The 22,647-nt window shown below is 42.3% G+C and carries 21 protein-coding genes, 4 tRNA genes and 1 riboswitch; of the genes, 4 read left to right on the forward strand and 21 right to left on the reverse strand.

Annotation, left to right across the window (positions count from 1 at the left end; translation table 11 throughout):
* The 19 genes from E0H82_RS13715 to E0H82_RS13805 form a co-directional block, all read right to left on the reverse strand.
* Positions 1-278 (reverse strand): GTP-binding protein (locus tag E0H82_RS13715; RefSeq protein WP_131265317.1); only part of this gene is annotated, 278 nt, incomplete at its 3' end.
* A 147-nt stretch (positions 279-425) separates the two neighbouring features.
* Positions 426-500 (reverse strand) — tRNA-Thr (locus E0H82_RS13720).
* A 12-nt stretch (positions 501-512) separates the two neighbouring features.
* A tRNA-Gly gene (locus E0H82_RS13725) sits at positions 513-588 on the reverse strand.
* Positions 589-624: 36 nt separating this feature from the next.
* Positions 625-708, reverse strand: a tRNA-Tyr gene (locus E0H82_RS13730).
* A gap of 54 nt (positions 709-762) precedes the next feature.
* Positions 763-838 (reverse strand) — tRNA-Thr (locus tag E0H82_RS13735).
* A 99-nt stretch (positions 839-937) separates the two neighbouring features.
* Positions 938-2,431, reverse strand: a complete 1,494-nt coding sequence (trpE, locus tag E0H82_RS13740) for an anthranilate synthase component I (protein ID WP_131265318.1) — start codon at positions 2,429-2,431, stop codon at positions 938-940.
* A 115-nt stretch (positions 2,432-2,546) separates the two neighbouring features.
* A complete protein-coding gene (locus tag E0H82_RS13745; protein ID WP_131265319.1) occupies positions 2,547-3,218 on the reverse strand; it encodes a phosphoglycolate phosphatase in 672 nt (223 codons plus the stop codon).
* A gap of 70 nt (positions 3,219-3,288) precedes the next feature.
* Positions 3,289-3,960 (reverse strand): FHA domain-containing protein, encoded by a 672-nt coding sequence (locus E0H82_RS13750; protein ID WP_131265320.1) that lies wholly within the window; start codon positions 3,958-3,960, stop codon positions 3,289-3,291.
* Between the two features lie 74 nt (positions 3,961-4,034).
* Positions 4,035-6,293: a type II secretion system secretin GspD gene (gene gspD, locus E0H82_RS13755; protein WP_131265321.1), complete on the reverse strand. Its 2,259-nt coding sequence runs from the start codon at positions 6,291-6,293 to the stop codon at positions 4,035-4,037.
* A gap of 42 nt (positions 6,294-6,335) precedes the next feature.
* Positions 6,336-7,166, reverse strand: a complete 831-nt coding sequence (locus E0H82_RS13760; protein ID WP_131265322.1) for a type II secretion system protein N — start codon at positions 7,164-7,166, stop codon at positions 6,336-6,338.
* Positions 7,166-7,909, reverse strand: a complete 744-nt coding sequence (gene gspN / locus E0H82_RS13765; RefSeq protein ID WP_131265323.1) for a type II secretion system protein N — start codon at positions 7,907-7,909, stop codon at positions 7,166-7,168. The genes E0H82_RS13760 and gspN overlap by 1 nt, the downstream gene beginning before the upstream one ends.
* A gap of 165 nt (positions 7,910-8,074) precedes the next feature.
* Positions 8,075-8,401, reverse strand: a complete 327-nt coding sequence (locus E0H82_RS13770; RefSeq protein WP_116763490.1) for an H-NS family nucleoid-associated regulatory protein — start codon at positions 8,399-8,401, stop codon at positions 8,075-8,077.
* Positions 8,402-8,553: 152 nt separating this feature from the next.
* Positions 8,554-8,982 carry an acyl-CoA thioesterase gene (locus E0H82_RS13775; RefSeq protein ID WP_131265324.1) on the reverse strand — a complete coding sequence of 143 codons (429 nt, stop codon included), beginning with the start codon at positions 8,980-8,982 and terminating at the stop codon, positions 8,554-8,556.
* A gap of 8 nt (positions 8,983-8,990) precedes the next feature.
* Entirely contained in the window at positions 8,991-10,184 is a 1,194-nt protein-coding gene (locus E0H82_RS13780; RefSeq protein ID WP_131265325.1) for a heme biosynthesis protein HemY, read from the reverse strand.
* Position 10,185: 1 nt separating this feature from the next.
* Entirely contained in the window at positions 10,186-11,040 is an 855-nt protein-coding gene (locus E0H82_RS13785) for a hypothetical protein (protein ID WP_131265326.1), read from the reverse strand.
* On the reverse strand, positions 11,037-11,816 hold the full coding sequence (locus E0H82_RS13790) for a uroporphyrinogen-III synthase (RefSeq protein WP_131265327.1): 780 nt from the start codon (positions 11,814-11,816) through the stop codon (positions 11,037-11,039). The genes E0H82_RS13785 and E0H82_RS13790 overlap by 4 nt, the downstream gene beginning before the upstream one ends.
* Before the next feature lie 3 nt (positions 11,817-11,819).
* Positions 11,820-12,737 carry a hydroxymethylbilane synthase gene (hemC, locus tag E0H82_RS13795; protein WP_131265328.1) on the reverse strand — a complete coding sequence of 306 codons (918 nt, stop codon included), beginning with the start codon at positions 12,735-12,737 and terminating at the stop codon, positions 11,820-11,822.
* Positions 12,738-12,842: 105 nt separating this feature from the next.
* Positions 12,843-13,580 (reverse strand): LytR/AlgR family response regulator transcription factor, encoded by a 738-nt coding sequence (locus E0H82_RS13800; RefSeq protein ID WP_131265329.1) that lies wholly within the window; start codon positions 13,578-13,580, stop codon positions 12,843-12,845.
* Between the two features lie 56 nt (positions 13,581-13,636).
* Complete coding sequence (locus E0H82_RS13805) at positions 13,637-14,758, reverse strand: sensor histidine kinase (protein WP_131265330.1); 1,122 nt, start codon at positions 14,756-14,758, stop codon at positions 13,637-13,639.
* On the opposite strand from E0H82_RS13805, the gene argH reads away from it, so the two are divergent.
* Positions 14,749-16,179, forward strand: a complete 1,431-nt coding sequence (gene argH, locus E0H82_RS13810) for an argininosuccinate lyase (protein WP_171458297.1) — start codon at positions 14,749-14,751, stop codon at positions 16,177-16,179. The two genes, E0H82_RS13805 and argH, sit on opposite strands and share 10 nt — an antisense overlap.
* Positions 16,180-16,190: 11 nt before the next feature.
* On the forward strand, positions 16,191-16,463 hold the full coding sequence (locus tag E0H82_RS13815) for an oxidative damage protection protein (RefSeq protein WP_131265331.1): 273 nt from the start codon (positions 16,191-16,193) through the stop codon (positions 16,461-16,463).
* Positions 16,464-16,910: 447 nt separating this feature from the next.
* Here E0H82_RS13815 and phoU read toward each other — a convergent pair whose 3' ends face one another.
* Complete coding sequence (gene phoU / locus E0H82_RS13820; protein WP_131265332.1) at positions 16,911-17,633, reverse strand: phosphate signaling complex protein PhoU; 723 nt, start codon at positions 17,631-17,633, stop codon at positions 16,911-16,913.
* A gap of 107 nt (positions 17,634-17,740) precedes the next feature.
* Positions 17,741-19,063 carry a TolC family outer membrane protein gene (locus E0H82_RS13825; RefSeq protein ID WP_131265333.1) on the reverse strand — a complete coding sequence of 441 codons (1,323 nt, stop codon included), beginning with the start codon at positions 19,061-19,063 and terminating at the stop codon, positions 17,741-17,743.
* A gap of 249 nt (positions 19,064-19,312) precedes the next feature.
* On the opposite strand from E0H82_RS13825, the gene E0H82_RS13830 reads away from it, so the two are divergent.
* A complete protein-coding gene (locus tag E0H82_RS13830) occupies positions 19,313-20,371 on the forward strand; it encodes a hypothetical protein (protein ID WP_171458298.1) in 1,059 nt (352 codons plus the stop codon).
* Positions 20,372-20,490: 119 nt separating this feature from the next.
* A riboswitch (TPP riboswitch) is annotated at positions 20,491-20,609 on the forward strand.
* 108 nt (positions 20,610-20,717) lie between these two features.
* Complete coding sequence (thiC, locus tag E0H82_RS13835; RefSeq protein ID WP_131265334.1) at positions 20,718-22,613, forward strand: phosphomethylpyrimidine synthase ThiC; 1,896 nt, start codon at positions 20,718-20,720, stop codon at positions 22,611-22,613.
* Positions 22,614-22,647 lie beyond the last annotated feature (34 nt).

Genomic DNA, 22,647 nt, shown 5'->3' on the forward strand with positions numbered 1-22,647 from the left:
ATCATGTTTTTAACATAATCGGCGTGGCCCGGGCAGTCTACGTGAGCGTAGTGACGGATTGGAGAATCGTATTCTACGTGTGAAGTATTAATTGTAATACCACGTGCTTTTTCTTCAGGAGCAGAGTCGATTTGTGAGTAATCTTTCGCTTCACCGCCGTAAGTTTTTGCACAAATAGTTGCAATCGCAGCAGTTAAAGTAGTTTTACCATGGTCAACGTGACCGATTGTGCCCACGTTTACGTGTGGCTTATTACGTTCAAACTTAGCCTTAGCCATGTTTATATTCCTCGTTTACGTCGAACACAATTCTGAGAAATGCTCAGCATCGACATATCGCCTAAAAAAGCAGACACCCAATACTTGAAAAGCAGACTAATAAGCCTGCTTTTTAAAATCTTTGTAGAATATCTACTAAACTGTATCTGGAGCTCTTATCGAGATTTGAACTCGAGACCTCTCCCTTACCAAGGGAGTGCTCTACCACTGAGCTATAAGAGCAATCTTCTTCGATGGAGCGGGAGACGAGGGTCGAACTCGCGACATGTAGCTTGGAAGGCTACCGCTCTACCAACTGAGCTACTCCCGCTTAATGTTGGCAATTAACCACTTCAATCGAAGTTAATGGTGGTGAGGGAAGGATTCGAACCTTCGAAACTTTCGTAGCGGAGTTACAGTCCGCCCCCTTTGACCGCTCGGGAACCTCACCACTTCACACTTATTTCAGTGTTGTTCTTCACTTCACAACTACACACTCTTGAGATGGTGCCGGCACACGGATTCGAACTGTGGACCTACTGATTACAAGTCAGTTGCTCTACCAACTGAGCTATGCCGGCTCTTTCTTAGTGTTTCGTACGTTTCGTATCGGAACGGTGTGCAGTTTAGCAAAACTTAGAATCCTTGCAAGTGTTTTTTTCAAAAAAAACGTTAAAAACTCATAAAATCAATCCATTTGATGATAATTCAACCGCTTTGATCACTGCGCGAGCTTTTATTTGCGTTTCATTCCACTCAGACTCAGGATTTGAGTCTACAACCAGCCCTGCTCCCGCTTGAACAAAGACCTTATTTTCACGAATGACACAGGTGCGAATTGCAATCGACATGTCCATTTCGCCATGCCAGCCTAAATAACCAACAGCACCACCAAAAACACCACGTTTTACCGGCTCAACTTCGTCAATAATTTCCATCGCACGTATTTTTGGGGCTCCAGATAAAGTCCCCGCAGGAAAAGTGGCTTTAAAAACATCCAAAGCATCTACATCATCACGAACTTCACCTTGCACATTAGAGACAATATGCATGACATGTGAATAACGTTCGATCACCATTTGATCAGTCACTTGTACTTTGCCAATTTTAGAGACACGACCGACATCATTACGTCCCAAATCAATCAACATTAAATGTTCTGCAATTTCTTTTTCATCTGAAAGTAGATCTTTTTCTAAGGCTAAATCTTCTTCTTTGGTTTTACCGCGTGGACGTGTGCCTGCCAAAGGACGAACCGTGGCAATCCCATTTTCTAAACGAGACAAGATTTCGGGTGAAGAACCCACAATATGAAATGGCTTTTGATCTGTCAGGGTCTGCCCTTGTACCAAGAATAAATATGGCGATGGATTTAAATGACGCAACGCACGATAGACTTGTAAAGCCTCTCCATCAAAATCGGAGACCATGCGATGTCCAGGTACCACCTGCATCACATCTCCTGCACGGATATATTCTTTGACCGTTTCAATTGACTCTAGGAATTTCTGTTTGCCCGTGAGTGACTCAAAATGTGGTGCGCTGTGCTTTTTCGCTTGCAGGCTCACAGGAGTCGCAAGCAACTGCTCTAAGGCATCCAACTGTGTTTGTGCTTTAAAATACGCCTCTGGATCACTCACATCCGCATGTACAATCAAAAATAGTGTGTCTTTTAAGTTATCAAACACGATCACTGTTTTAGACAGCATCATCCAGATATCAGGTAAGCCGACTGGATCTGCCTCAGGTACATTGTTTAAACGGGGCTCAATGTAACGCACCGCATCATAACCAAAATAACCGACCAATCCACCCGTAAAGCTTGGCAAATTTGGTAAATCGGCTTGTGTAGGCACTCTAAACTGTGCTTGGAAAGCACGAATATATTCGAAGGGATCAGCACAGTCTTGTTGTTCATGCGTGCCATCCGCATGTTGAATGGTGAGCTTGCCCGCATTACAAGAAAATACGGTCGATTCGCCCAAACCAATGATGGAATAGCGCGCCCAGTTTTCTCCACCTTCAACCGATTCAAATAAATAGGCTTGTTGATGGTCTTTCAGGCGTGCAAAAACAGAAAGTGGGGTTTCTGTGTCTGCCAAACGTTGGCGGTAAACAGGAATCAGGTTATAGCCTTGTGCTTTTAATTGCTCGTATTGCACTTGAGTCGTCATGAGGTTCTCTCTAAATTTTCGATTGGGGTCAATTCAATTTTTCGTTACATCAGACTGAGCGACGCCATCGAAAAGCTTTACAACGACTCATGTGGCATTATTCCTTATCTACAAATTACGTTTTGATTAATTCTCTTAAATCATCCACCACTTGTTGTGGCTGGCAATCCTGTATATCTTCACCATGATTATAACCATAGCTTACGACAATACAATCAATACCCGCACGCCGCGCCGCCTCAACATCATTACTTGAATCACCAACCATTAAGGTTTGAGATTTATCAAATTGATATTCTTCAACGCAGTGTAACAATTGACGTGGATGTGGCTTGCGTTCTTCAAAACGGTCACCACCAATCACATCGACAAAGTATTTAGACATCCCCAAAACTTCGACAATCATACGTGCAGGCTGCTCAGGCTTATTGGTGACACACACCATTTTTTTATTGTGTTGTAAGCCCCATTCCAGAAACTCCAGGATGCCTTGAAATGGACGTGTTTCGACACATGGTTCTGCATTGTAAATTTTTAAAAAAGTATCGAGCAGCTGTCTGTGCTGTGCAGGATCAACCTCACCCGTGAGATATTGCAACGTACTGTGGCAAAAGATGGATGTGCCTTTGCCCACCCAAACGCGAACTTGCTGTTCAGTCACCAAAGGAAGTTGAAGTACATTAAGACTCATATTCATCGCACGATATAAATCAGTCGCTGAATCGACCAAGGTTCCATCCAAATCAAATAAAATGAGTTCACGGCGATCTAATTGTGCAATATTCATAAGCAGCTCGAATGATTCAGATATAAAAAAGGCATGCCGCAGCATACCCTTATTGTAGGCAATTCCCAGATTATTTAAACATCACCCAAGCGAGGATTGCCAAAATCACCAAAACAATAATCGTGATTAAACCCAGTGAGGCATTTTTCTGCTGTGTGCGTTCTTCTTCTACACGAGAAACTGGTTGCTCAACAGGAACGGGTTCAGGCTCTGGGGTCACTTGAGACAAATCTATCCCTTCTGGAATTGGTGCAGGCTTTGGCACAGAAACACTCTGTGGCATTCCATCACGAGTTAACTGCACATTGCCATCGCGCTCTGTCAAGCTTGGCATACCCTGTTCATTCATGTGTTGTGCTGCTGATTTCTCTGCTGCTGTTTCAGACGGTGCAACAGCTTCGGCAGGTTGCTGCACTTCAATCTCTTCTTGCTCAACTATCTCTACTGCTGACGCGGGTGCAAAGACTGAAAATTTAAAGCTTGCAAACTGGACAATATCCCCATCCTGCAACTGACTTTCATTTTCAATTTTTAATTCATTTACAAAAGTGCCATTCGATGAGTTTAAATCCTGCACCCATAACGCCTGCTCTTTTAACAACAGTGCTGCGTGTTTACGTGACACCTCTGCCGATTGTAACAATACGTCTGCATCTTGATGGCGCCCAACCAACATATCGCGGTCGATATTGATTTCTTGCCCCGTAAATTCGCCTGTAATTGCCTGTATCTTCCAAGTCATCACATTATCTCTTTATGATTTTGCTTCATCATACCATGCAACTTATAGATTTCAATTTGGATACCTTGTTGGCATTACGAAGCTGGATGCACACGGATTGTGGTTACTGTGTTTTTGGTTTTTTCTACTTCTGATTTTGGCAAAGGGCTACTGGTGATTGGCGGCTCAATTGCCACAGGTGTTGTTACAGTCGTGGCATTAGAGATCTGTGCCCCTGATGGAACTGCTTGGTAAGGACTGGTACGCGGTGCACCCGGCTTCACGGGTAAGCGCTGCATGTAGACATCATCCACCTGTTCAGGCAGCTTGGCAAAGCCCCCATCTTTATCAAGCGCTAACTGTAAGCTATAAAGCTGACTATAACGTTGTTGAGATAGACGACGAACATCATCACCTCCACCCACAATGGTTGGGTGGATAAAGACCAATAAATTGCGTTTCTGATTCGTTTTTGAGTCCGATCTAAATAAACGGCCTACTCCGGGAATCGCACCTAGACCCGGAACGGATTGACGACTATAAATCGAGTTATCTGAAATTAAGCCACCCAAAACGACTGTTTGACCGTGCTCTGCCAAAATTGAGGTTTTGATTGCCCGTTTGCTGGTCACCAAGTCCGAAGCCTGACCTTTACTATTTTTAACCCCAGAAACTTCTTGTTCGACTTCCAAACGTACCGTGCCATCTTCCCCAATGTGTGGAATCACTTTCAGCGTTACACCAACATCTTTACGTTCGATGGTGGTATAGGGATTCACTGTGCCATTACTGGTGCTCACCGAACCTGTCACAAAAGGAACGTTTTCACCCACCACAATATATGCTTCTTCGTTGTCCATCGTGACAATTGAAGGAGTCGAAAGCAGATTGGATTTGGTGTTTTCTTTGAGTGCCTGAATCAGTGCGCCATAAAGTCGACGTGAACCATCACTACCCTCTTTATAATCACCCAACACCACTGAGCTGCCCGCACCCGTCAAGGCCTGTCCCAGACCTGAAGCCCCGCCACTCAAATAACCCGCAGCTAGACTGGCCAGGCTTGAACCTACGTTATCAAAACTGATTAAACCCACACCACTGCTAAGGTCACCTAAAGCCCATTGCACACCCAATTGATCGGCATCGGAACCTTCTACTTCAATAATTGCGGCTTCAATTAACACTTGTTGACGGCGGACATCGAGCTGTTGAATCGCAGACTCAATTTCTCGCATCAGCTGTGGATCTGCTTTGACCACCAACGCATTTTGCGAACTATCGGCAATAATACTGATCCCGTTGGCATTAAAACTGGTGATGTTGTTCTGATTATTCCCAGTAGAACTGCCCCCTAAATTAATTGCAGGTGTCGAAATACTTGAGGATGAAGAACCATTGCTTGTCGTCGTATTCGCACTACCCATCATATTATTGTTGGCATTGGATGTACTGTTCGCACGACCATCAGACCCTGATACTGCTTGCCCCGTGACCAAACCCTGTAAAATTTCGGCTAAATTTTTTGCACTAGCATACTTTAAGCGAAAAACTTTCAAACCACCCAATCGGTCTGCCGCAGGCACATCCAACATTTCAATCAATTGACGCAAACGTTTGCGTGTTGCCGTATCACCTTTAATTAAAATGCGGTTGGTACGATTGTCCGCAATCACACGCACTCGCGCGCCTTTTAAATCTTTGGCTGCACCTGTTGCCGTCATGGAATCCAATAAGCCAATCATTTCCTCGGCTTGGCTAGATTGCAACGTAATTGCTTCGATATCATGTTGATCGGTACCATCTAAATTACGAATGATGGTTTCTAGTTGATAAATATTACTGGCACGATCTGACACAATCAGCGCATTGGCGCCCGGTACTGCCGATAGATTTGCAAACTGCGGCATTAATGGACGCAAGGCAGGAATTAAATCATTGGCATTGGTATTTTCCAGCCAAATCACACGTGTGACAATTTGATCACCCCGAGCACGATTTTTAGCATCGTAGGGAATGCCCGAGCTTTTCACGTTGCTGTCAGGAACGATTTTCACAGTATTGCCTGATGGTATGGCCACCACGCCATTCACATTAAGTACACCCAAAAATAGATCGTAAACTTCACTTTTATTGAGTGGCTTATTGGAAATCACCGTCACATTGCCGCGTACGCGAGGATCAACCGCAAAATTTTTCCCTGTAATATCGGCCACTTCATTAATAAACGCCGTTAAGTCCGCATCACGTAAGTTGATTTTCCATGTTTGCGCATAGGCACTGCTACTCACGGCAGCAATCAGAGGTGCACTTGCGAGCAAAGCCCAAACTGGACGATTATTATGAAATAAAGCCATATACTTCTGTGTTTCCTAACCCTACGGGCGATTTCTCATCATTTAAAAATTTTGTTGTATGGTCATCACCTGATCACCACGTTTTATTTCAAGTTTGACTTGGCCTGCTTGTTTGGCTTGTTCAAGTAATTGTGCATCATTCTGTCCCTGCCCCACACCTTGACCATTTAAGGACAAAATTCGGTCTCCGGGTTGTAATCCAAGCGTATTCCGTAAAGCTGAAGGTGTTTTACTGGTGACTTCATAACCTTCACTCGTGGCTGCTCCCACCCCCATATCCGCCAAAAACTGGTCACGATTTTGCTGCATTTGTTGCACGGCTTGCCCCAAAGCATTTTGGGTAGATTGCGGTGAATTTGCCGTTGGTAGCGATGCTGCTGCAGCCGCAGGTGGAACAATCGGTTGATTTAAACCGTTCGCAATTCGATTAAATGCAACTTGCTGGCTTTGTCCTGTGGGGTCCCGTAGCACCACATGATCCCAATACACTTCGGCCAATTGATAAGCTGTGCCTGCTAGTGTCTCCCCGACCCGATAACGGTCAGCCACCTCATTGACTTTAATGACTGCTGAGGAATATTGACTCGGATAGGACACCACCACCCCTTGTAAAACAAAATTGGCAAGTGTTGCACCACTCGAAACATTATTTTCCTGAAATAAAGAAAATGCCGAAATACTGGGAACTTGGGGTTGCTGTGAACCTAACTCTACACGTTCTAATTGCATAGGCATTGGCGGCGCAACCCATAACCAAAATATACTGGCCAATTTCCAACTTAAATATGTCAATAATGCTGCCAATAACCACGGTGCAAAACGATTGAATTGTGCGCCATTTAAATGATGTAACTTCTCTTTGACCGATCTCATTACATACCACCTTTCAACAGGGGCTGGCGAGAACTCACGACATACGTATCTAAACCCGCTTTACCTTGATACGACGGCACATTCATCAGCATGCGTTGAGTCATCTGTACATCAAGCATGAAATTCTTATCCAAGAGCAGATTTATCATTTTTTGATCACGCCGATCTCGTACATCAACCATCAACACTTGATCTCGATCACTGAAGCTTCCTTTTACTGAAGGAATATTCATTTGCTCTTGACGTTGTGCAAAGCGATAAGTCAGCTCACCACCAACCCACTGCACGGTGCCTTCTGCTTGTTGAAAGCCTTGTTCTTTTTGATATTTAAACTGTAGATCTTGAACTTGAATCGGATTACTGGGCCATTGCCAATCTACAATCCGTTTTAATGTTTCTGGCGCAATTTCACCAGATGCAGCTTTCACAGTCCAACGTTGACCCAAACCATATCCCACAATGCCTTGCAATTGGGTTCGCCCGCTGTGGACATCAACTTGAGCACCTAAACGAAGCAACAATAAATCTAAAGGGCGCACCTTCCAATTCAATGAGCCTTTTAAAGTACCCTGATGCCAATCCGCTTGCCCTTGCCAAATATTACCACTAACATTTTGTAAAGCTTGATTATTTTTATAAAATTTAGAAATGAGCCATGCTGCAGGAATTTGCAGCACTACAAAAAATAAAAATGTACTTAACGCAAAAATCCACCATGCAAGGTGCTTATTTTTTTTTGTCATCCCAACACAACCAACATCACTATTTTTATTCCTTGAATATGTATTTTATCTTTGCCACCCATTATGCACACTTTTTTCTCATCGCCAATTCATCGCTATAAAAAAACCAAGCAGTTTTGCTTGGTTTAAATAATTTAATCAGATTGCATGACAATCTAATGAAGGCTAGATGAGAAAATCCTCAAGTTTTGCGCCTTTTTCCAATTCAGCCACTAACCAGCGTGGTTGTTTACCACGACCAGTCCAAGTTTCTGATGCATCTGATTTATTGCGATAACGTGGTTCTACAGATTTACGAGTACTTTTCTTACGTTTAGTTGCACCAAACTCTAAGATTTGCTCAATACTCAAACCCACTTTATCAGCAATATCCATAATCTGAGTATATGCATCTTCAATTGCTTGGTCTTTTTTAGAAACGATTAAGGCTTCCGCTTCTACTTGTAAACGCTTTAACTCTTCTACAGATAAATTACTAATGTCCGGCATCATATTAACTCCATTAAATACGATTTAATTTCTTACATACGGGATTATCATATTTTTATTAATTCGATTATTCAACACTTATATTTAAATTAACTACAAGATTCGAACAGTTAATACAGGTTTTCATAATTTAATATTAAATTAATGATCAAAAATTAAATTAAGTTTCCAACACGCTGTTCCATTTTGAGAATCTTCTCACGAATATCATCAGGTATTGCGGTTTTTTGCATATTGTCTTGATCAACACAAACAATCACCGCTTCTGCCATCGCAACCACTGCATCTTGTGTTGTACTAAATAATAGATAACTCATACGCATTGCACTATTCCGTAATTCATCCACACGAACAGCAATTTTGAGTTGGTCTGGATAAAATACAGGTCGTAAATATTTGCACTGATTTGATGCAACAACCGTCAATACGCTTTGCTCAAATATATTTAATGCATCAAAATATTGAATACGCGCGCTTTCAATATAGCGATAATACATCACATTATTTACATGCCCAAAAGCATCCATATCCCCCCATGCAACATTTTGCTCATACACAATTGGATATTCATTGAATAACAACATATATTCCCTTAAATCTTAATTTTCATAAAATTCGCATTATTTTCAAAGATCAAATTTAACTGATGAATCAAATCTTCCCGATTTTTCAACGTTGCTTTAATCCTTAAATAATTCATGAGCACATTATCAGGATATAAAGTTAATAATGCATCTGCTTTATTTAACCGATCAGTCGCTTCGTAGATATGCCATTTTGCAAAGGTCAAAACAGGTAAAGATGGATATTTCAACTCCCAATCCTGAATATGTTGCTCTACGTCGCTATAATTTGGCACCTGCTTCAACAATTGTTGTTGGAACCACGAATAAAATACCTCAGCATTAAACTGTTGATCTAGTAAATGTAAAGCCAAAGTTTCATGCTGCTGACTCAAGTCAGGTAACCGCGATAATAGTTTTAACCACAGCATCTTAATGTGATAGCTACGGGTTTCGATTTCAGTCGATAAATCTAAGTAACGTTGTTGCAAATCTTGCAAGTTTTCGACACTGGCTTGGTCAAACTGTTGTAAAAGTTGCTCTAACCATGCTTGTTTGGTGGCTTCATCTAAATGTCCATATTGCATAGAACGTAAATACAACCAAGGAAACTGCACCGCAAACACACCCCACAGCTCGGTCAAACGTTGCTCATACGCGGCTTGTACATCCTTCAACCAAGGGGATAATTCATGTTGTGTTAAGAATTCAAGATGTGTCAGTGCCTGCTCGCCGTCCTGCTGTGCCAGATAAACCTGAATCCGTTGAATTTCCGCCAATTCAAATGCCATCGCATGACTCTGATTTAAAACTGACAACGCTTGTGGATATTCCTGCTGCATTAAATACAACCTTGAATCAATCACACCACGTAACAAACCAGACTGGGTAAATGCATTTTGAATAAATTGCTGTTGTTCCCGACCTGCGTCTAACAACCAAATGACAGCTAGTTGCTCATAAGGATGCAAGGTTTTGAAGTCATAGATTTCGGTTTGTTTTCTTTGCGCGCGAGTAAAATAGCGTTTCAGCAACAACCAAACCAACTGAAAAATAAAGCCCAGCACAGCCAAAAGCACAAACATAAACCAGACATTACTCTGTAACTGCCATTCGCGCCAATACACATAAACATAGCCTGCACCAAAACCGTAACTCAACACGCTAATCACAGCAATGACAAGCAGGCATATAAAAGCATAGGCTAAAAGAATCTGCTTCATATTAAGATCCTAACAATGCACGTGTATTTAAAACTGGCATCGGAATAATACTGAACCCTTTAATCTTCTCGACTTGCTTACGCAGTTTTTGCGCTTGTGCATCAGGTAAAGTCGATAAAATCTGGATAATCTCGTTGAGGTCCTTTTGATATTCTAAGTACTGTCCCCGACTTAATGCCTCACGTGCAACCAAGAGGCGCAACTGTACTTCTTTCATAATAATCGCACGCTGCATCAGTTGTGTGGCTGGTTGCTTGGCTGGCTGCAATTCAAACCAACGCTGCCAAAAATGGCGATCTTCCCCACGGACGGGTTTCATTTGGGCTTGTTTAATTTCTTGTGTTAATACAACGTCCAACTGTTGCAACAGCTGTTGAATTTGTTGCTGCTGCTCGGTACGCGCCTGTACAGTTTGCTGTATCAAGTGTTGGTCTTTACCCATCACCTGATGCAAACTTTGCTTCAAACTCGGTGCCAAAGCATATTGCTCAATATTGATATTCAGTTGTGCCAACTTTTCCAAGGCAAAATGGTATTGCTGTTGCTGCAAAGCAAAATCAACCAAGTCCAATTGTTGGCGAATCAAAACCATAGGATCGACTTGCAACGTTGCAGTCGATACCTGTGCGCCTGTTCCAGAAGTGGCTGCCGCTTTGGATGCGACTGGCTCAGACGGCTGTGGTGTTTGACGTTGCAAAGCGACAATTTGATCATTCAGATTGGCACTATGGGTTTCTAGCTGCTGTAACGTGCTCTGTATTCCAGCTTGTGTTTGATTTAACTGAAAAATGTCATAACTTAATTTGGCAATCCATGCCACACAAACCAAAATTAAAACAATTAAAAACTTTTTCATGCATTTCTCGACATCGCTTGAAGGCATTGCAATATTGTTGCTGTATTTAAATCAGATAATTGATAGAGATGAAATGGTAAATGCTGTTGTCGTTGGGTATTTAACAGCAATTGATAAAGTCGCTTACCTAACACCATAAAATGCCCCCGTGCAAGCAACGTTGTATGGGCTTGCATCAACGCTAACCAGTTTAACCAACTGGCTTCACTACTAATCAGCACACTATAGTGCTGATGTTGTTGCAACTGTGCGACAACTTGATCAAAATTTTGGATTGTCTGCGCTGGGCAATGTCGTTGATACAAAATAAAATTTAAAACAGAAACACCTTGCTGTTGCAAAGTCTCCATCATAAATTGACGCCCACCTTGTCCTCGCCAAAAAGCCACACAAGCAGATGGAGACAGATCTTGCAACAATGGAATCTGCAACATCCCCTCTGATGTTTCAACCTCAGGCACATGACTAGATAAGCCATATTGGGTCAGTGCTTGTGCCGTTTTTTCACCGACTGCAATCCACTGCACCTTACTCAAGGCTTGTAATGACACACCGCTTTGCTTTAAGCCCTGCATCCCAAATTCAACCGCTGAAGGACTCACCACCACAATACAGGTCGCATTGGGTAACTGTTGATACAAGTCCTGCAATTCTAATGACCATGCACACGGTTCCAACACCAACAATGGAAGCTCCAAGACTGGAATGCCAGCTTGTTGAATGTTTAAGCTGAGTTCGGTCGCACGAGTATTCGGGCGGGTATTAATAAATAACATGAATTAATGCAAAGCTTGGAGCAGTTCTCCTGCACCTAACTCGAGTAGTTGTTGTGCCAAAGCTTCACCTAACTGCTCGGCTTCTACCACTGGTCCACGTAATTCAGCGACCAGTAAAGTTGCACCATCAACACTGCCGACACGCCCTTCAATATGCAGCTCATCTGCATGTAAAGTGGCATAACCTGCAATCGGCACCTGACAACCACCTTCCAAATAAGCATTAAAGGCACGTTCAGCACGGACGCAAGCCGAGGTTTCTACATGCAACAAAGGTTGGATTAAATCTAAAACCTGTTGATCCTTTTCACGGCATTCCAACCCCAATGCCCCTTGTCCAACTGCTGGCAAACTAACACTGGCTGGCAAGGTATGACGAATGCGTTCTGAAAGCCCTAAACGCTTAAGTCCTGCACTGGCTAGAATAATGGCATCGTATAAACCTGCATCTAATTTTGACAGACGAGTTCCGACGTTACCGCGTAAATCAATAATCTCAAGATCTGGGCGTTGCTTTAAAATTTGGCATTTACGGCGCAAGCTTGATGTGCCTACTTTAGCACCCTGTGGCAAATCGTTAAAATTTGCATAGTGGTTTGAAACAAAAGCATCAAACGGATCTTCACGTTCACAAATCACCGCCAAGCTTAAACCTTCTGGAAGTGCCATAGGCACATCCTTCATAGAATGTACCGCTAAATCGGCTCGACCATCCAACAACGCTGCTTCCAGCTCTTTGACAAATAAACCTTTGCCGCCAATTTTCGCCAACGGAGTATCTAAAATTTTATCGCCTTGAGTGACAAACGTAACCAACTCCACTTTCAAATCAGCATTGCGTTCTTCCAAACAGGAACGAATAAATTCTGCCTGCCATAAAGCAAGGGGACTTTGGCGTGTTGCAATCTTCAAAGTTTTCATAAATTTTAGATACATTGAATAAGGTCAGTTATTCTAAACTTAACTGGCTAACTTTAAAATGCAAGTAGAATTACCAGCTCACTGCATGAAATCATTCATTTGACTTCAAAGTTTATGAATTCGTTCGCGTAAATTTGGTAAATGTCGTCGACTGACAGATAAACGCTCGTCTAATTCGCGGCAACGCACTTGGTATTGTCCAGAGTTAATCACTTCCAACCCTTCAAGATAATGCACCGAAACCAAAGCATTACGATGAATACGAATAAACTGTTCACCAAATTCCAGTTCTAAATCTTTTAAGGTCTCATCAATCAGTACACTGCCATTTTTATGACGTACCGTGACATATTTTTGATCCGCTAAAAAATAATAAATATTTTCTACGGGGACCAGTTCTACCCCACGATAGGTCTTTGCCGCAATTTGATGGCGTTGTGCTTGATTATCCATATCTTCTTTTTGTTTTAAGTTACTCATTTGCGCTTGCGTGAGTTTGGTCAGTTGGTCTAAAACCTGTTGCAATTCCTGTTGCATAATCGGTTTTAGCAAGTAGCCCTCGGCATGCGATTTAAACGCATCCAAGGCATGTTGGTCGTAAGCCGTACAAAATACGATGGCCGGTGATGGCTCCATCTGACGCAAATACTGTGCACAGGTTAAACCATCCATTTCTGGCATTTGTATATCTAAAAGCACCACATCGGGTTGATAAAATTGCACCATTTCAATTGCTTGCTGACCATAAGCCGCTGTTGCAATAACTTGATGCCCCATTTGCGTGACCAATCTGGATAAACGCTCTACTGCAAGAGGCTCATCATCACAAATCAGGATGTCCATTATTCCTCCTTCGTTCAGTTAACGTGGATTATTTTTATAAGTTAACCGCCACTGTTTTATTTATACGGATATTGCACCACAGTGGTATACATTCCATCCCCCGCAAAAGTTCGGAAGATGACTGCGCGCCCATAATACGCCATGAGACGCTGTTTTACATTATCAATGGCAATACCGTGTCCTTGTCGTAAATTTATTTTATCCTGTGTGTACGGGTTTGTAATGACGATATTGACTTGATGTTGTGTAATTTCGACCAATACGCTCACTATACTGGTTGATAATGTTTTCTCAACCCCATGAAAAATACTATTTTCTAGGAGAGGTTGCAAAGTGAGCAACGGAATTTGCGCCTGTGAAAATAATTCAGGATGCACAAATTTCCATTCAACCTGTAACCGATTTCCTAGGCGAATCTGCTCAATCGCCAAATAACGTTGGCACAATTCAATTTCATCTTGCAATTTCACCAGCTTTAACTCTTGGAAACTGGCACGAAATAAACGCGATAAATCTAACAGCATTTGTTCAGCTTTATCAGGATCAACAACAATTAAACTGATGGCACTATTTAAGCTATTAAATAAAAAATGCGGATGAATTCGGGCCTGCATCGCCTGAATACGTGCATTCAATTCACTGTGTTGCTGTCGCATCCATTGTTCTCGAATATACAAATATCGAAAACAAAATGCCCCCAGTAGCCCCCCATAACTTAAATGCAATACTACACCTTGCAATGCTGTCGAAAGATCTAAACCTTTAAAGCTAAAGTTTTGCCCAAAAAAAACAAAAATATTGAGAATCAAGCTGGTACAAAAAATCGTGCTTTGTAAGATCACAAAACCCAACAGCAACATTGAAGTTAGTCCCCAATGTTCTAAGCGAGGTTGCAGGCGCTCAACGATTGCCGTAAAACATAACAAGACCCAATTGATATAAAGCATAAACAACAGCACTTGCGTTCCACTCAGGGCTTGCCATGAATGTGCTTCTGCCAAAGCCAACAAAATGGCTAAAATATTACCTGCAATACACAACTCGACTAAATTTTGCCACCGTCCCGCGGTACTAAAAAAATAAGAATAGGATGCTGGGGCTTCGGCAACTGCTTTTGAATTTGCTATACTCTGTTTAATTTGCCGATTTTTTATTTTACTGAGCCGACATGACCACATCTTCTAATTCCTCTAATCCGTCACAAGCCCAGACTTCTGGCATGTGGGGCGGTCGTTTTACTGAAGCGACTGACGCGTTTGTTGCAGAATTTACCGCATCTGTGCAATTTGACCAACGCTTTTATAAACAAGATATTGCAGGCTCAATTGCCCATGCAACTATGTTAGCAAAAGTTGGGGTGCTAACTGAATCTGAACGTGATGCGATTACCGAAGGTCTCCGCACCATTCAAGCTGAAATTGAAGCAGGTAATTTCGAATGGCGTATCGACTTAGAAGATGTGCATATGAACATTGAGTCGCGTTTGACTCAACGTATCGGTATTGCAGGTAAAAAATTACATACGGGTCGTAGCCGTAATGACCAAGTCGCAACGGACATTCGTCTCTACGTTCGTGATGAAATTGATGCCATTTTAGAACTCTTGGCGAAACTGCAAAAAGGCATTCTGTCTTTAGCCGTAAAAAATACTGGCACAATTATGCCGGGCTTTACCCATCTACAAACGGCTCAACCCGTGACTTTTGGGCATCACTTATTGGCATGGTTTGAAATGCTGGTTCGTGACTCTGAACGTTTAATTGACTGCCGTAAACGTGTGAATCGTATGCCGTTGGGTTCGGCTGCACTTGCAGGGACCACCTACCCAATCGACCGTGCTTATACGGCTGAGCTTCTTGGTTTTGAAGCGGTTTCTGAGAACTCTCTCGATGCCGTATCGGATCGTGATTTCGGCATTGAATTCAACGCCGCAGCATCACTGATTATGATGCACTTATCTCGTATGTCAGAAGAACTGATTTTGTGGACTTCTGCTCAGTTTAAATTCGTCAATATTCCAGACCGCTTCTGCACAGGCTCTTCCATTATGCCGCAGAAGAAAAACCCAGATGTGCCTGAATTAGTTCGTGGTAAAACTGGTCGTGTTTATGGTGACTTAATGAGTTTACTGACCCTCATGAAAGGTCAACCCTTGGCGTACAACAAAGACAATCAAGAAGATAAAGAACCTTTATTTGACGCGATTGATACCGTACGTGGTTCACTCATGGCATTTGCTGACATGATTCCTGCATTGGTTCCAAACATTGAGATTATGCGCGAAGCAGCTCTTCGTGGTTTCTCAACCGCGACTGACTTGGCAGACTACCTTGTAAAAAATGGTGTGGCATTCCGTGATGCACACGAAATTGTAGGTAAAGCAGTTGCACTTGGGGTACAAGAAGGAAAAGATTTATCTGAATTGACACTTGAGCAACTTCAACAGTTCTCCGACCTCATTCAAGCCGATGTTTTTGAAAAAGCACTCACTTTAGAAGCATCAGTAAATGCACGTAACCACATTGGCGGTACCGCACCAGCGCAAGTTGAAGCTGCGATTGCTCGCGCCCATGTTCGTTTAGAAAAACTTTACGCTTAAGGGGTTTCGTAATGTCTCGACAAATATTCTGCCGTAAATATCAAAAAGAAATGGAAGGCTTAGACTTTGCGCCATTTCCTGGTGTTAAAGGCGAAGAGTTCTTCAACAACATTTCCAAACAAGCATGGCAAGAATGGTTAAAACACCAAACAACGCTAATCAATGAAAAGCGTTTAAATGTGTTTGAGCCTGAAGCCAAGAAGTTTTTAGAAGAACAGCGTGAAAAGTTTTTTAGCAATGACAGCAGTATTGAAACTGCCGAAGGCTGGAAGCCAGAAGCTTAAGCATTTTGAACGCTAAAAAATGAAAAGACCAGCCAATTGAGCTGGTCTTTTTACCTTATATCATTGAATTTTATCAGACTCATTAATATTAGAAGTAAGCTTTGGGATGGCGCATTCAATTTCAAGGTTTGAGATATAAAAAACTACATATTCATAAATAAGGCTACATTTACACACAATATCCTACATGAGTCATGTGGGGCATCTCACTATAATGACAATTATGGAGATGGAGACATCTCTAAATATTAAAATAATATCCCCCTATTTATTTTATTCCCAGATTTCCCCCAAAATCTGGGATTTTTTTTAACTGGTTCTTGTATTGGCACTTTCACCTCAAGTTCTGCGGCACATACCGCAATAAAAAAAGGCTTATGTCGGTTCAACATAAGCCTTTAGCAACTTGCGATAAAACGATTGAATTACTTCAATATGAAGTAAAACTTAACGCTCTTGAACTTTTTCTTCAATTTCGGCGACACTGGTATGTCGGACATCTAAACCTTTGACCATATAAATCACTTGCTCGGAAATATTACGGGCATGATCACCAATACGCTCCAAAGAACGTAAAACCCACATCACGTTAATGACACGAGAAATATGGCGTGGATCTTCAATCATATAAGTCATTAAGGTACGGGTTGCCGACTGGTATTCACGGTCAATATCGGCATCCGCCAACATAACTCGTAATGCCTGATCCACATCTAAACGTGCAAAGGCATCCAAGGCATCATGAATCATGACACGGACTTGATTCCCGATATGACGGGTTTCCATATAACCACGCGGGGAGCCACCTTCTTCACAAAGACTTTGTGCAATGCGGGCTATTTTTGCTGCTTCATCACCAATACGTTCTAAATCGGTATTGGCTTTACTCATGGCAATCACCATACGTAAATCAATGGCCGCAGGATGACGACGCGCTAAAATTAAAGTCAGGGCTTCATCAATTTCACGTTCATAACGATTGACGGTATTGTCTTGATATTGCACATCTATTGCTAAGTTCGCATCCGTATCCAGCAACGCGTGGATTGCATTCGCCACTTGTTGTTCAACCAAACCACCCATGGTCATAAATTTGGTATTTACAGCCTGCAAATCTTCATTAAATTGCGAAGAAATATGATGGGTTAAAACGGGGTTACTTGGACTCAAAATGCACACTCCACAACAGCAGTTAAAGACAAACGCTTTCGCTCAATATTAAAGCATACCTATTATGAACATTTGATGACAACCAAAAACAAGCTGTATGTTGCTTATTATTTTTCGACCAACCAAACATTCATCTGCTGTAATTCTTGTTCATTCAATTGCCCAACGGCTGCTTTTAAACGCAACACATTCAGCACATAATCATATTTAGCATTTACATAGTCTTGCTTGGTGGAAAATGCATTGCGTTGTGCCAACAGCACATCGACCATGGTTTTTAGACCTTCCTGATATTGTGCCTGAGAAGCCTCTGACACCACTTGGGAAGATTGCATGGCGGCCTGACGGGCTTCGAGTTTGGCTTGATCGGTTTCAACCTGATAATACGCTTTCTTCACCTCAGTTTGCGCTTTACGAATAGCAGCATCGAGTTGCGCTTCAGATTTACGTACATTCACCGCTGCTTTTTGAATAGAACGCTGTGTTCGTCCGCCTGTAAAGGCATTCCAATTCATTTCAATGCCAATCTGGTCAAATTGACCGTCATTTGACAGCACACTTGAAGGCTGCTGCTGATTATAACCATAGGTCCCGACAGCTTCGAGTTGCGGATAGAGCGCCGCTTTTTCCACCCGTTTTTGATCTTCGGCATAGCGTTGTTGTAAACGTGCTTGCTGTATTTCTAAATTGTGGCTGCGGGCCAAATCTTCCCATGCTGTCAATTGGGCGGGTTGCGGTTTTTGATAGACAAAATCATCCCGAATGACCGCAAGCTTGTCGCGATACGGACCAATCAACTGCTGTAATTGTTCTTGTGCCAATAACAATTGCACTTGGGTTGCAATGCGGTTTGCTCGTGCATTCTGATACTGCGCTTGCGCTTCACTGACATCACTTTTAGCCACCAAACCTTCTCGCAACTTGGCATTCATCATATTCAATTGCTGCAACAGGGCTTGTTCTTCTTGTAAATATGCTTGCGTTAAACTTTGCTGACGCAACACATCAAAATAACTTTCTGCCACCGTTAAAATATGCTGTTGTTGCTGTAATTTTAAGGTTACTTCACTTAAATTGACCGAAGTTTTGACCTGTTTAAAACCTTGCCATGCATCCCAACGAAATAGCGGCTGTCGGGCAGTGACTGCAACCTGATGAGTCGTGGTGGCCGAAGGAATCTCTAAGGAAGATTGTGATGTATCAGAATTCTGCTGTGATTTTCGGGTGCTACTGGCTGAAACCGTGATCGTTGGCAATAAATTGCCTTTGGCAATGCCTAAATTGAGCTGATCTGCTTCGTATTGCAGCTTATTTGCTTGCCAATTTGGATCGGTCTGTTGCGCCCTCGCATATGCTTGCACCAAATCCAAAGCATGTGCTTCAGCCATGCAGAGGCTTAAAGACAAACCGAGCAACCAAAGTTTCTTCATTCTTATCCCTGATTCAAACCGTTTCATATTGTATGTCGAGCCCTAAGACCCTGCAAACTCTGCTAAATTAACGTGATCACTGCAATTTTGCACGGGTTTTAACCGTAATGACCTGCTAAAACAGCTCAGGTTTAGTAACCAAACTCCCTCACAATAGTACAAACCTAAAGCAATATTTCGGCTTAGAATAAGACTTTCTCCCTGCTTATCTTTTAGATTTACATTCTAACGGCTGTGAAATTCAAGTTTATGCTTTTATTCAAACCCTGTTTTGCTTTGTTGTGTAGCATCTTGCTTTTTGGTTGCCAGCAACCAGAATCTCAAGTTGCTCAAGAACAACCGCCCAAGCAGCAACAACAAGAAATTGCAGTTGATTTAACTGAAATGTGCAAAAACTTGAAAAAAAGTATGTTAGAAATTAATAATCAACGGACCACTTTTGCCCTCGAAGAAATTAATCAAGATTTAAAAGTCTGCCTCCCCCTTTTGAAACTACGTGAACAAAAAGAGTTGATGGAGCTTTCTGGCACCATGTACGACAACTTTTTGCAAGTTGACCGCACGCCACAACAGCAATTGGCTTTTGAGCAATATGCTTTTGATATGGCACAACACCCAACCATCCAGCAAAGTCATTTTGAACAATTCTCCTTGCGCGACCAATATTTGATAAAGCATCAAGGACAGGCATATATTGAATTAATGGACCAAGGCGAAGGATTATTAAGCTATCGTCGTAGCCCTCAATATTTAGCGATTGTCTTTGCGCCGTATATGCCCGAAGCAGAAAAAGCGTTTATGACTGAACTGGCACAACAAAATACACAAGTACCTTTTCTTGATGGAGCACTCACCATTGACCCTCAAGAAATCGTTATCCGTGCCTTATTCTGGGAAAATTATCTACAGCAATATCCACGCAGTAGCTATCGACATGACGCAGAGTATCTCTTACAGATGTACACGCATTTCTTGTTTAAAGGCATGAATAACGCTCCAGTCTCAGAAAGTTATAACGATCAAAATGCCATTAACAGTAGCAGTCTATTTGAAATTGAAAAACTGGCGAAACTCAAACACTCCCATCTGGCCTGGCAAGCACAACGCTTTCTGCAATTTCTAGAATTATCGGAACAGCAGCGCAATGCCCAAATTCCTGTACAACTGAGCCCACAGCAAAAACAATCTGGGCAAAGCAATTTACAGACGTTAAAACAATTGGATCAATTTTTAGATCTGCCTGAACTGAATACTCGTTCACTTCGCGACTGTTTCAGAGATGCGATTTGTCTACCACCAGAAAAATAATCTGCGCCATTTTTTCATTCTTTTTTTAATACAACCCGCAAAAAAATATGCCCTTTTTCTTGCTGACGAATGTCATGAAATATGCATGGGCATTTTCCAGATTGCATGCTAACATTTGCCCTAGCTTGACGGAGCGCGAGTAATCCCTCGCTGAGATTGTGTAGTTCTAAACATGAGCACAAGTACCGTTGAACCTGATCAGGTTAACACCTGCGTAGGAATCAAGCGCTCCCTAAAACTGTCGCCCTCCGTCTATCTGGTGAATTTACTACTAGAATTTAAACCAGAAGACCAGCCAAGTTTTGGTCGTGCTTGATTCGTTGATGTCATTCATAAGGATCATGCTATGAACCAATTAACGAATCTTTCCCCTGCCGAAGTTTCAGCTCAACATGAGCAAGACGCAAAAGATTTAACTCGAATTTTACCAGCTTCAAACAAAGTCTATATTGAAGGCTCACGTCCTGATATTCGTGTTCCATTCCGTGAAATTAGCCTAACTGATACCCCAACTGGTTTAGGTGGTGAACATAATCTGCCTTTACGCGTGTATGACACCTCTGGCGTCTATACCGACCCGAATGTTTCAATTGATCTGAATAAAGGTCTACCTTGGGTGCGTCAAACTTGGATTGAAGAACGTGACGATACTGAAGCCCTTACCAGTCTGACTTCAAAATTTGGTCAAGAACGCTTAAAAGATATTCGTACAGCCGATATCCGTTTTGCCCACATTCAAAACCCACGCCGTGCCAAAACAGGCAAAAATGTCACGCAAATGCATTATGCCAAGCAAGGCATCATTACGCCTGAAATGGAATATATTGCAATTCGTGAAAATCAGCGCCAACGTGAAGGCGTGGATATGCGTCAACATGCAGGTCAAAACTTCGGGGCACAAAATCTACGTGAAATTACCCCAGAATTTGTCCGTCAAGAAATTGCAGCGGGTCGCGCCATTATTCCTGCCAATATTAACCATCCAGAAATTGAACCGATGATTATTGGTCGAAATTTCTTGGTCAAAATTAATGCCAATATTGGTAACTCCGCGCTAGGTTCTAGCATTGATGAAGAAGTGGCAAAAATGACATGGGCAACCCGTTGGGGTGCCGATACCATCATGGACTTATCAACGGGTAAAAACATTCATGAAACACGTGAATGGATTATTCGTAACTCACCCGTTCCTATCGGTACTGTTCCAATCTATCAAGCACTGGAAAAAGTCGACGGTGTCGCTGAAGACCTCACTTGGGAAATCTTTAAAGACACCTTAATTGAACAAGCAGAACAAGGCGTAGACTATTTCACCATCCATGCGGGTGTATTGCTACGCTATGTGCCGATGACTGCCAATCGTTTAACCGGCATTGTGTCGCGCGGTGGTTCAATCATGGCGCAGTGGTGTCTAGCCCATCATCAAGAAAATTTCTTGTACGCACATTTCGATGAAATTTGTGAAATCATGAAAGCTTATGATGTTTCATTCAGTTTAGGCGATGGGTTACGTCCGGGTTGCGTACAAGATGCCAATGATGAAGCACAGTTCAGTGAACTGAAAACCTTAGGTGAACTGACGCACCGTGCTTGGGAACATGATGTACAGGTGATGATTGAAGGTCCGGGACATGTGCCTATGCATATGATCAAGGAGAATATGGATCTACAACTGGAAGTCTGTAAAGAAGCCCCTTTCTATACGCTTGGACCACTGACCACTGACATTGCACCAGGTTATGATCACATTACCTCTGCAATTGGTGCAGCCATGATTGGTTGGTACGGCACAGCCATGTTGTGCTATGTCACACCGAAAGAACATCTAGGCTTACCAAATAAGAAAGATGTGAAAGACGGCATTATCACGTATAAGATTGCGGCACATGCTGCGGACTTGGCCAAAGGTCACCCCGGTGCTCAAGCCCGTGATAATGCTTTGTCTAAAGCACGTTTTGAATTCCGTTGGGAAGATCAATTCAACTTGGCTTTAGACCCTGACACAGCACGTAGCATGCATGACGAAACCATGCCAAAAGAAGCACATAAATCTGCCCACTTCTGCTCGATGTGTGGACCAAAATTCTGCTCCATGAAAATCACCCAGAATGTGCGAGATTATGCACAAAATCAAAAAAATGCCTCAGTAGCAGAAACAGTTGATTCAGAAGTAGAATCCGGTCTGCAAGCCATGAAAAATGCCTACCACGAACATGGTCAAAAATTGTACCACAAAGTGTAATTAGCTAAAAAAATATTGGTGTTCAGAAAAAACT

The sequence above is a fragment of the Acinetobacter sp. ANC 4910 genome (genome assembly GCF_004331035.1).
Taxonomy (GTDB): Bacteria; Pseudomonadota; Gammaproteobacteria; order Pseudomonadales; family Moraxellaceae; genus Acinetobacter.

Coding starts and splice junctions, on each gene's coding strand:
- trpE (WP_131265318.1), bottom strand. CDS start 2,431: ATGACGACTCAAGTGCAATACGAGCAATTAAAAGCACAAGGCTATAAC.
- thiC (WP_131265334.1), top strand. CDS start 20,718: ATGAACCAATTAACGAATCTTTCCCCTGCCGAAGTTTCAGCTCAACAT.
- E0H82_RS13815 (WP_131265331.1), top strand. CDS start 16,191: ATGTCTCGACAAATATTCTGCCGTAAATATCAAAAAGAAATGGAAGGC.
- gspN (WP_131265323.1), bottom strand. CDS start 7,909: ATGACAAAAAAAAATAAGCACCTTGCATGGTGGATTTTTGCGTTAAGT.
- E0H82_RS13780 (WP_131265325.1), bottom strand. CDS start 10,184: ATGAAGCAGATTCTTTTAGCCTATGCTTTTATATGCCTGCTTGTCATT.
- E0H82_RS13790 (WP_131265327.1), bottom strand. CDS start 11,816: ATGTTATTTATTAATACCCGCCCGAATACTCGTGCGACCGAACTCAGC.
- E0H82_RS13775 (WP_131265324.1), bottom strand. CDS start 8,982: ATGTTGTTATTCAATGAATATCCAATTGTGTATGAGCAAAATGTTGCA.
- gspD (WP_131265321.1), bottom strand. CDS start 6,293: ATGGCTTTATTTCATAATAATCGTCCAGTTTGGGCTTTGCTCGCAAGT.
- E0H82_RS13785 (WP_131265326.1), bottom strand. CDS start 11,040: ATGAAAAAGTTTTTAATTGTTTTAATTTTGGTTTGTGTGGCATGGATT.
- E0H82_RS13805 (WP_131265330.1), bottom strand. CDS start 14,758: ATGTGGTCATGTCGGCTCAGTAAAATAAAAAATCGGCAAATTAAACAG.
- E0H82_RS13830 (WP_171458298.1), top strand. CDS start 19,313: ATGCTTTTATTCAAACCCTGTTTTGCTTTGTTGTGTAGCATCTTGCTT.
- E0H82_RS13750 (WP_131265320.1), bottom strand. CDS start 3,960: ATGACTTGGAAGATACAGGCAATTACAGGCGAATTTACGGGGCAAGAA.
- argH (WP_171458297.1), top strand. CDS start 14,749: ATGACCACATCTTCTAATTCCTCTAATCCGTCACAAGCCCAGACTTCT.
- E0H82_RS13800 (WP_131265329.1), bottom strand. CDS start 13,580: ATGGACATCCTGATTTGTGATGATGAGCCTCTTGCAGTAGAGCGTTTA.
- E0H82_RS13745 (WP_131265319.1), bottom strand. CDS start 3,218: ATGAATATTGCACAATTAGATCGCCGTGAACTCATTTTATTTGATTTG.
- E0H82_RS13825 (WP_131265333.1), bottom strand. CDS start 19,063: ATGAAGAAACTTTGGTTGCTCGGTTTGTCTTTAAGCCTCTGCATGGCT.
- E0H82_RS13760 (WP_131265322.1), bottom strand. CDS start 7,166: ATGAGATCGGTCAAAGAGAAGTTACATCATTTAAATGGCGCACAATTC.
- E0H82_RS13770 (WP_116763490.1), bottom strand. CDS start 8,401: ATGATGCCGGACATTAGTAATTTATCTGTAGAAGAGTTAAAGCGTTTA.
- hemC (WP_131265328.1), bottom strand. CDS start 12,737: ATGAAAACTTTGAAGATTGCAACACGCCAAAGTCCCCTTGCTTTATGG.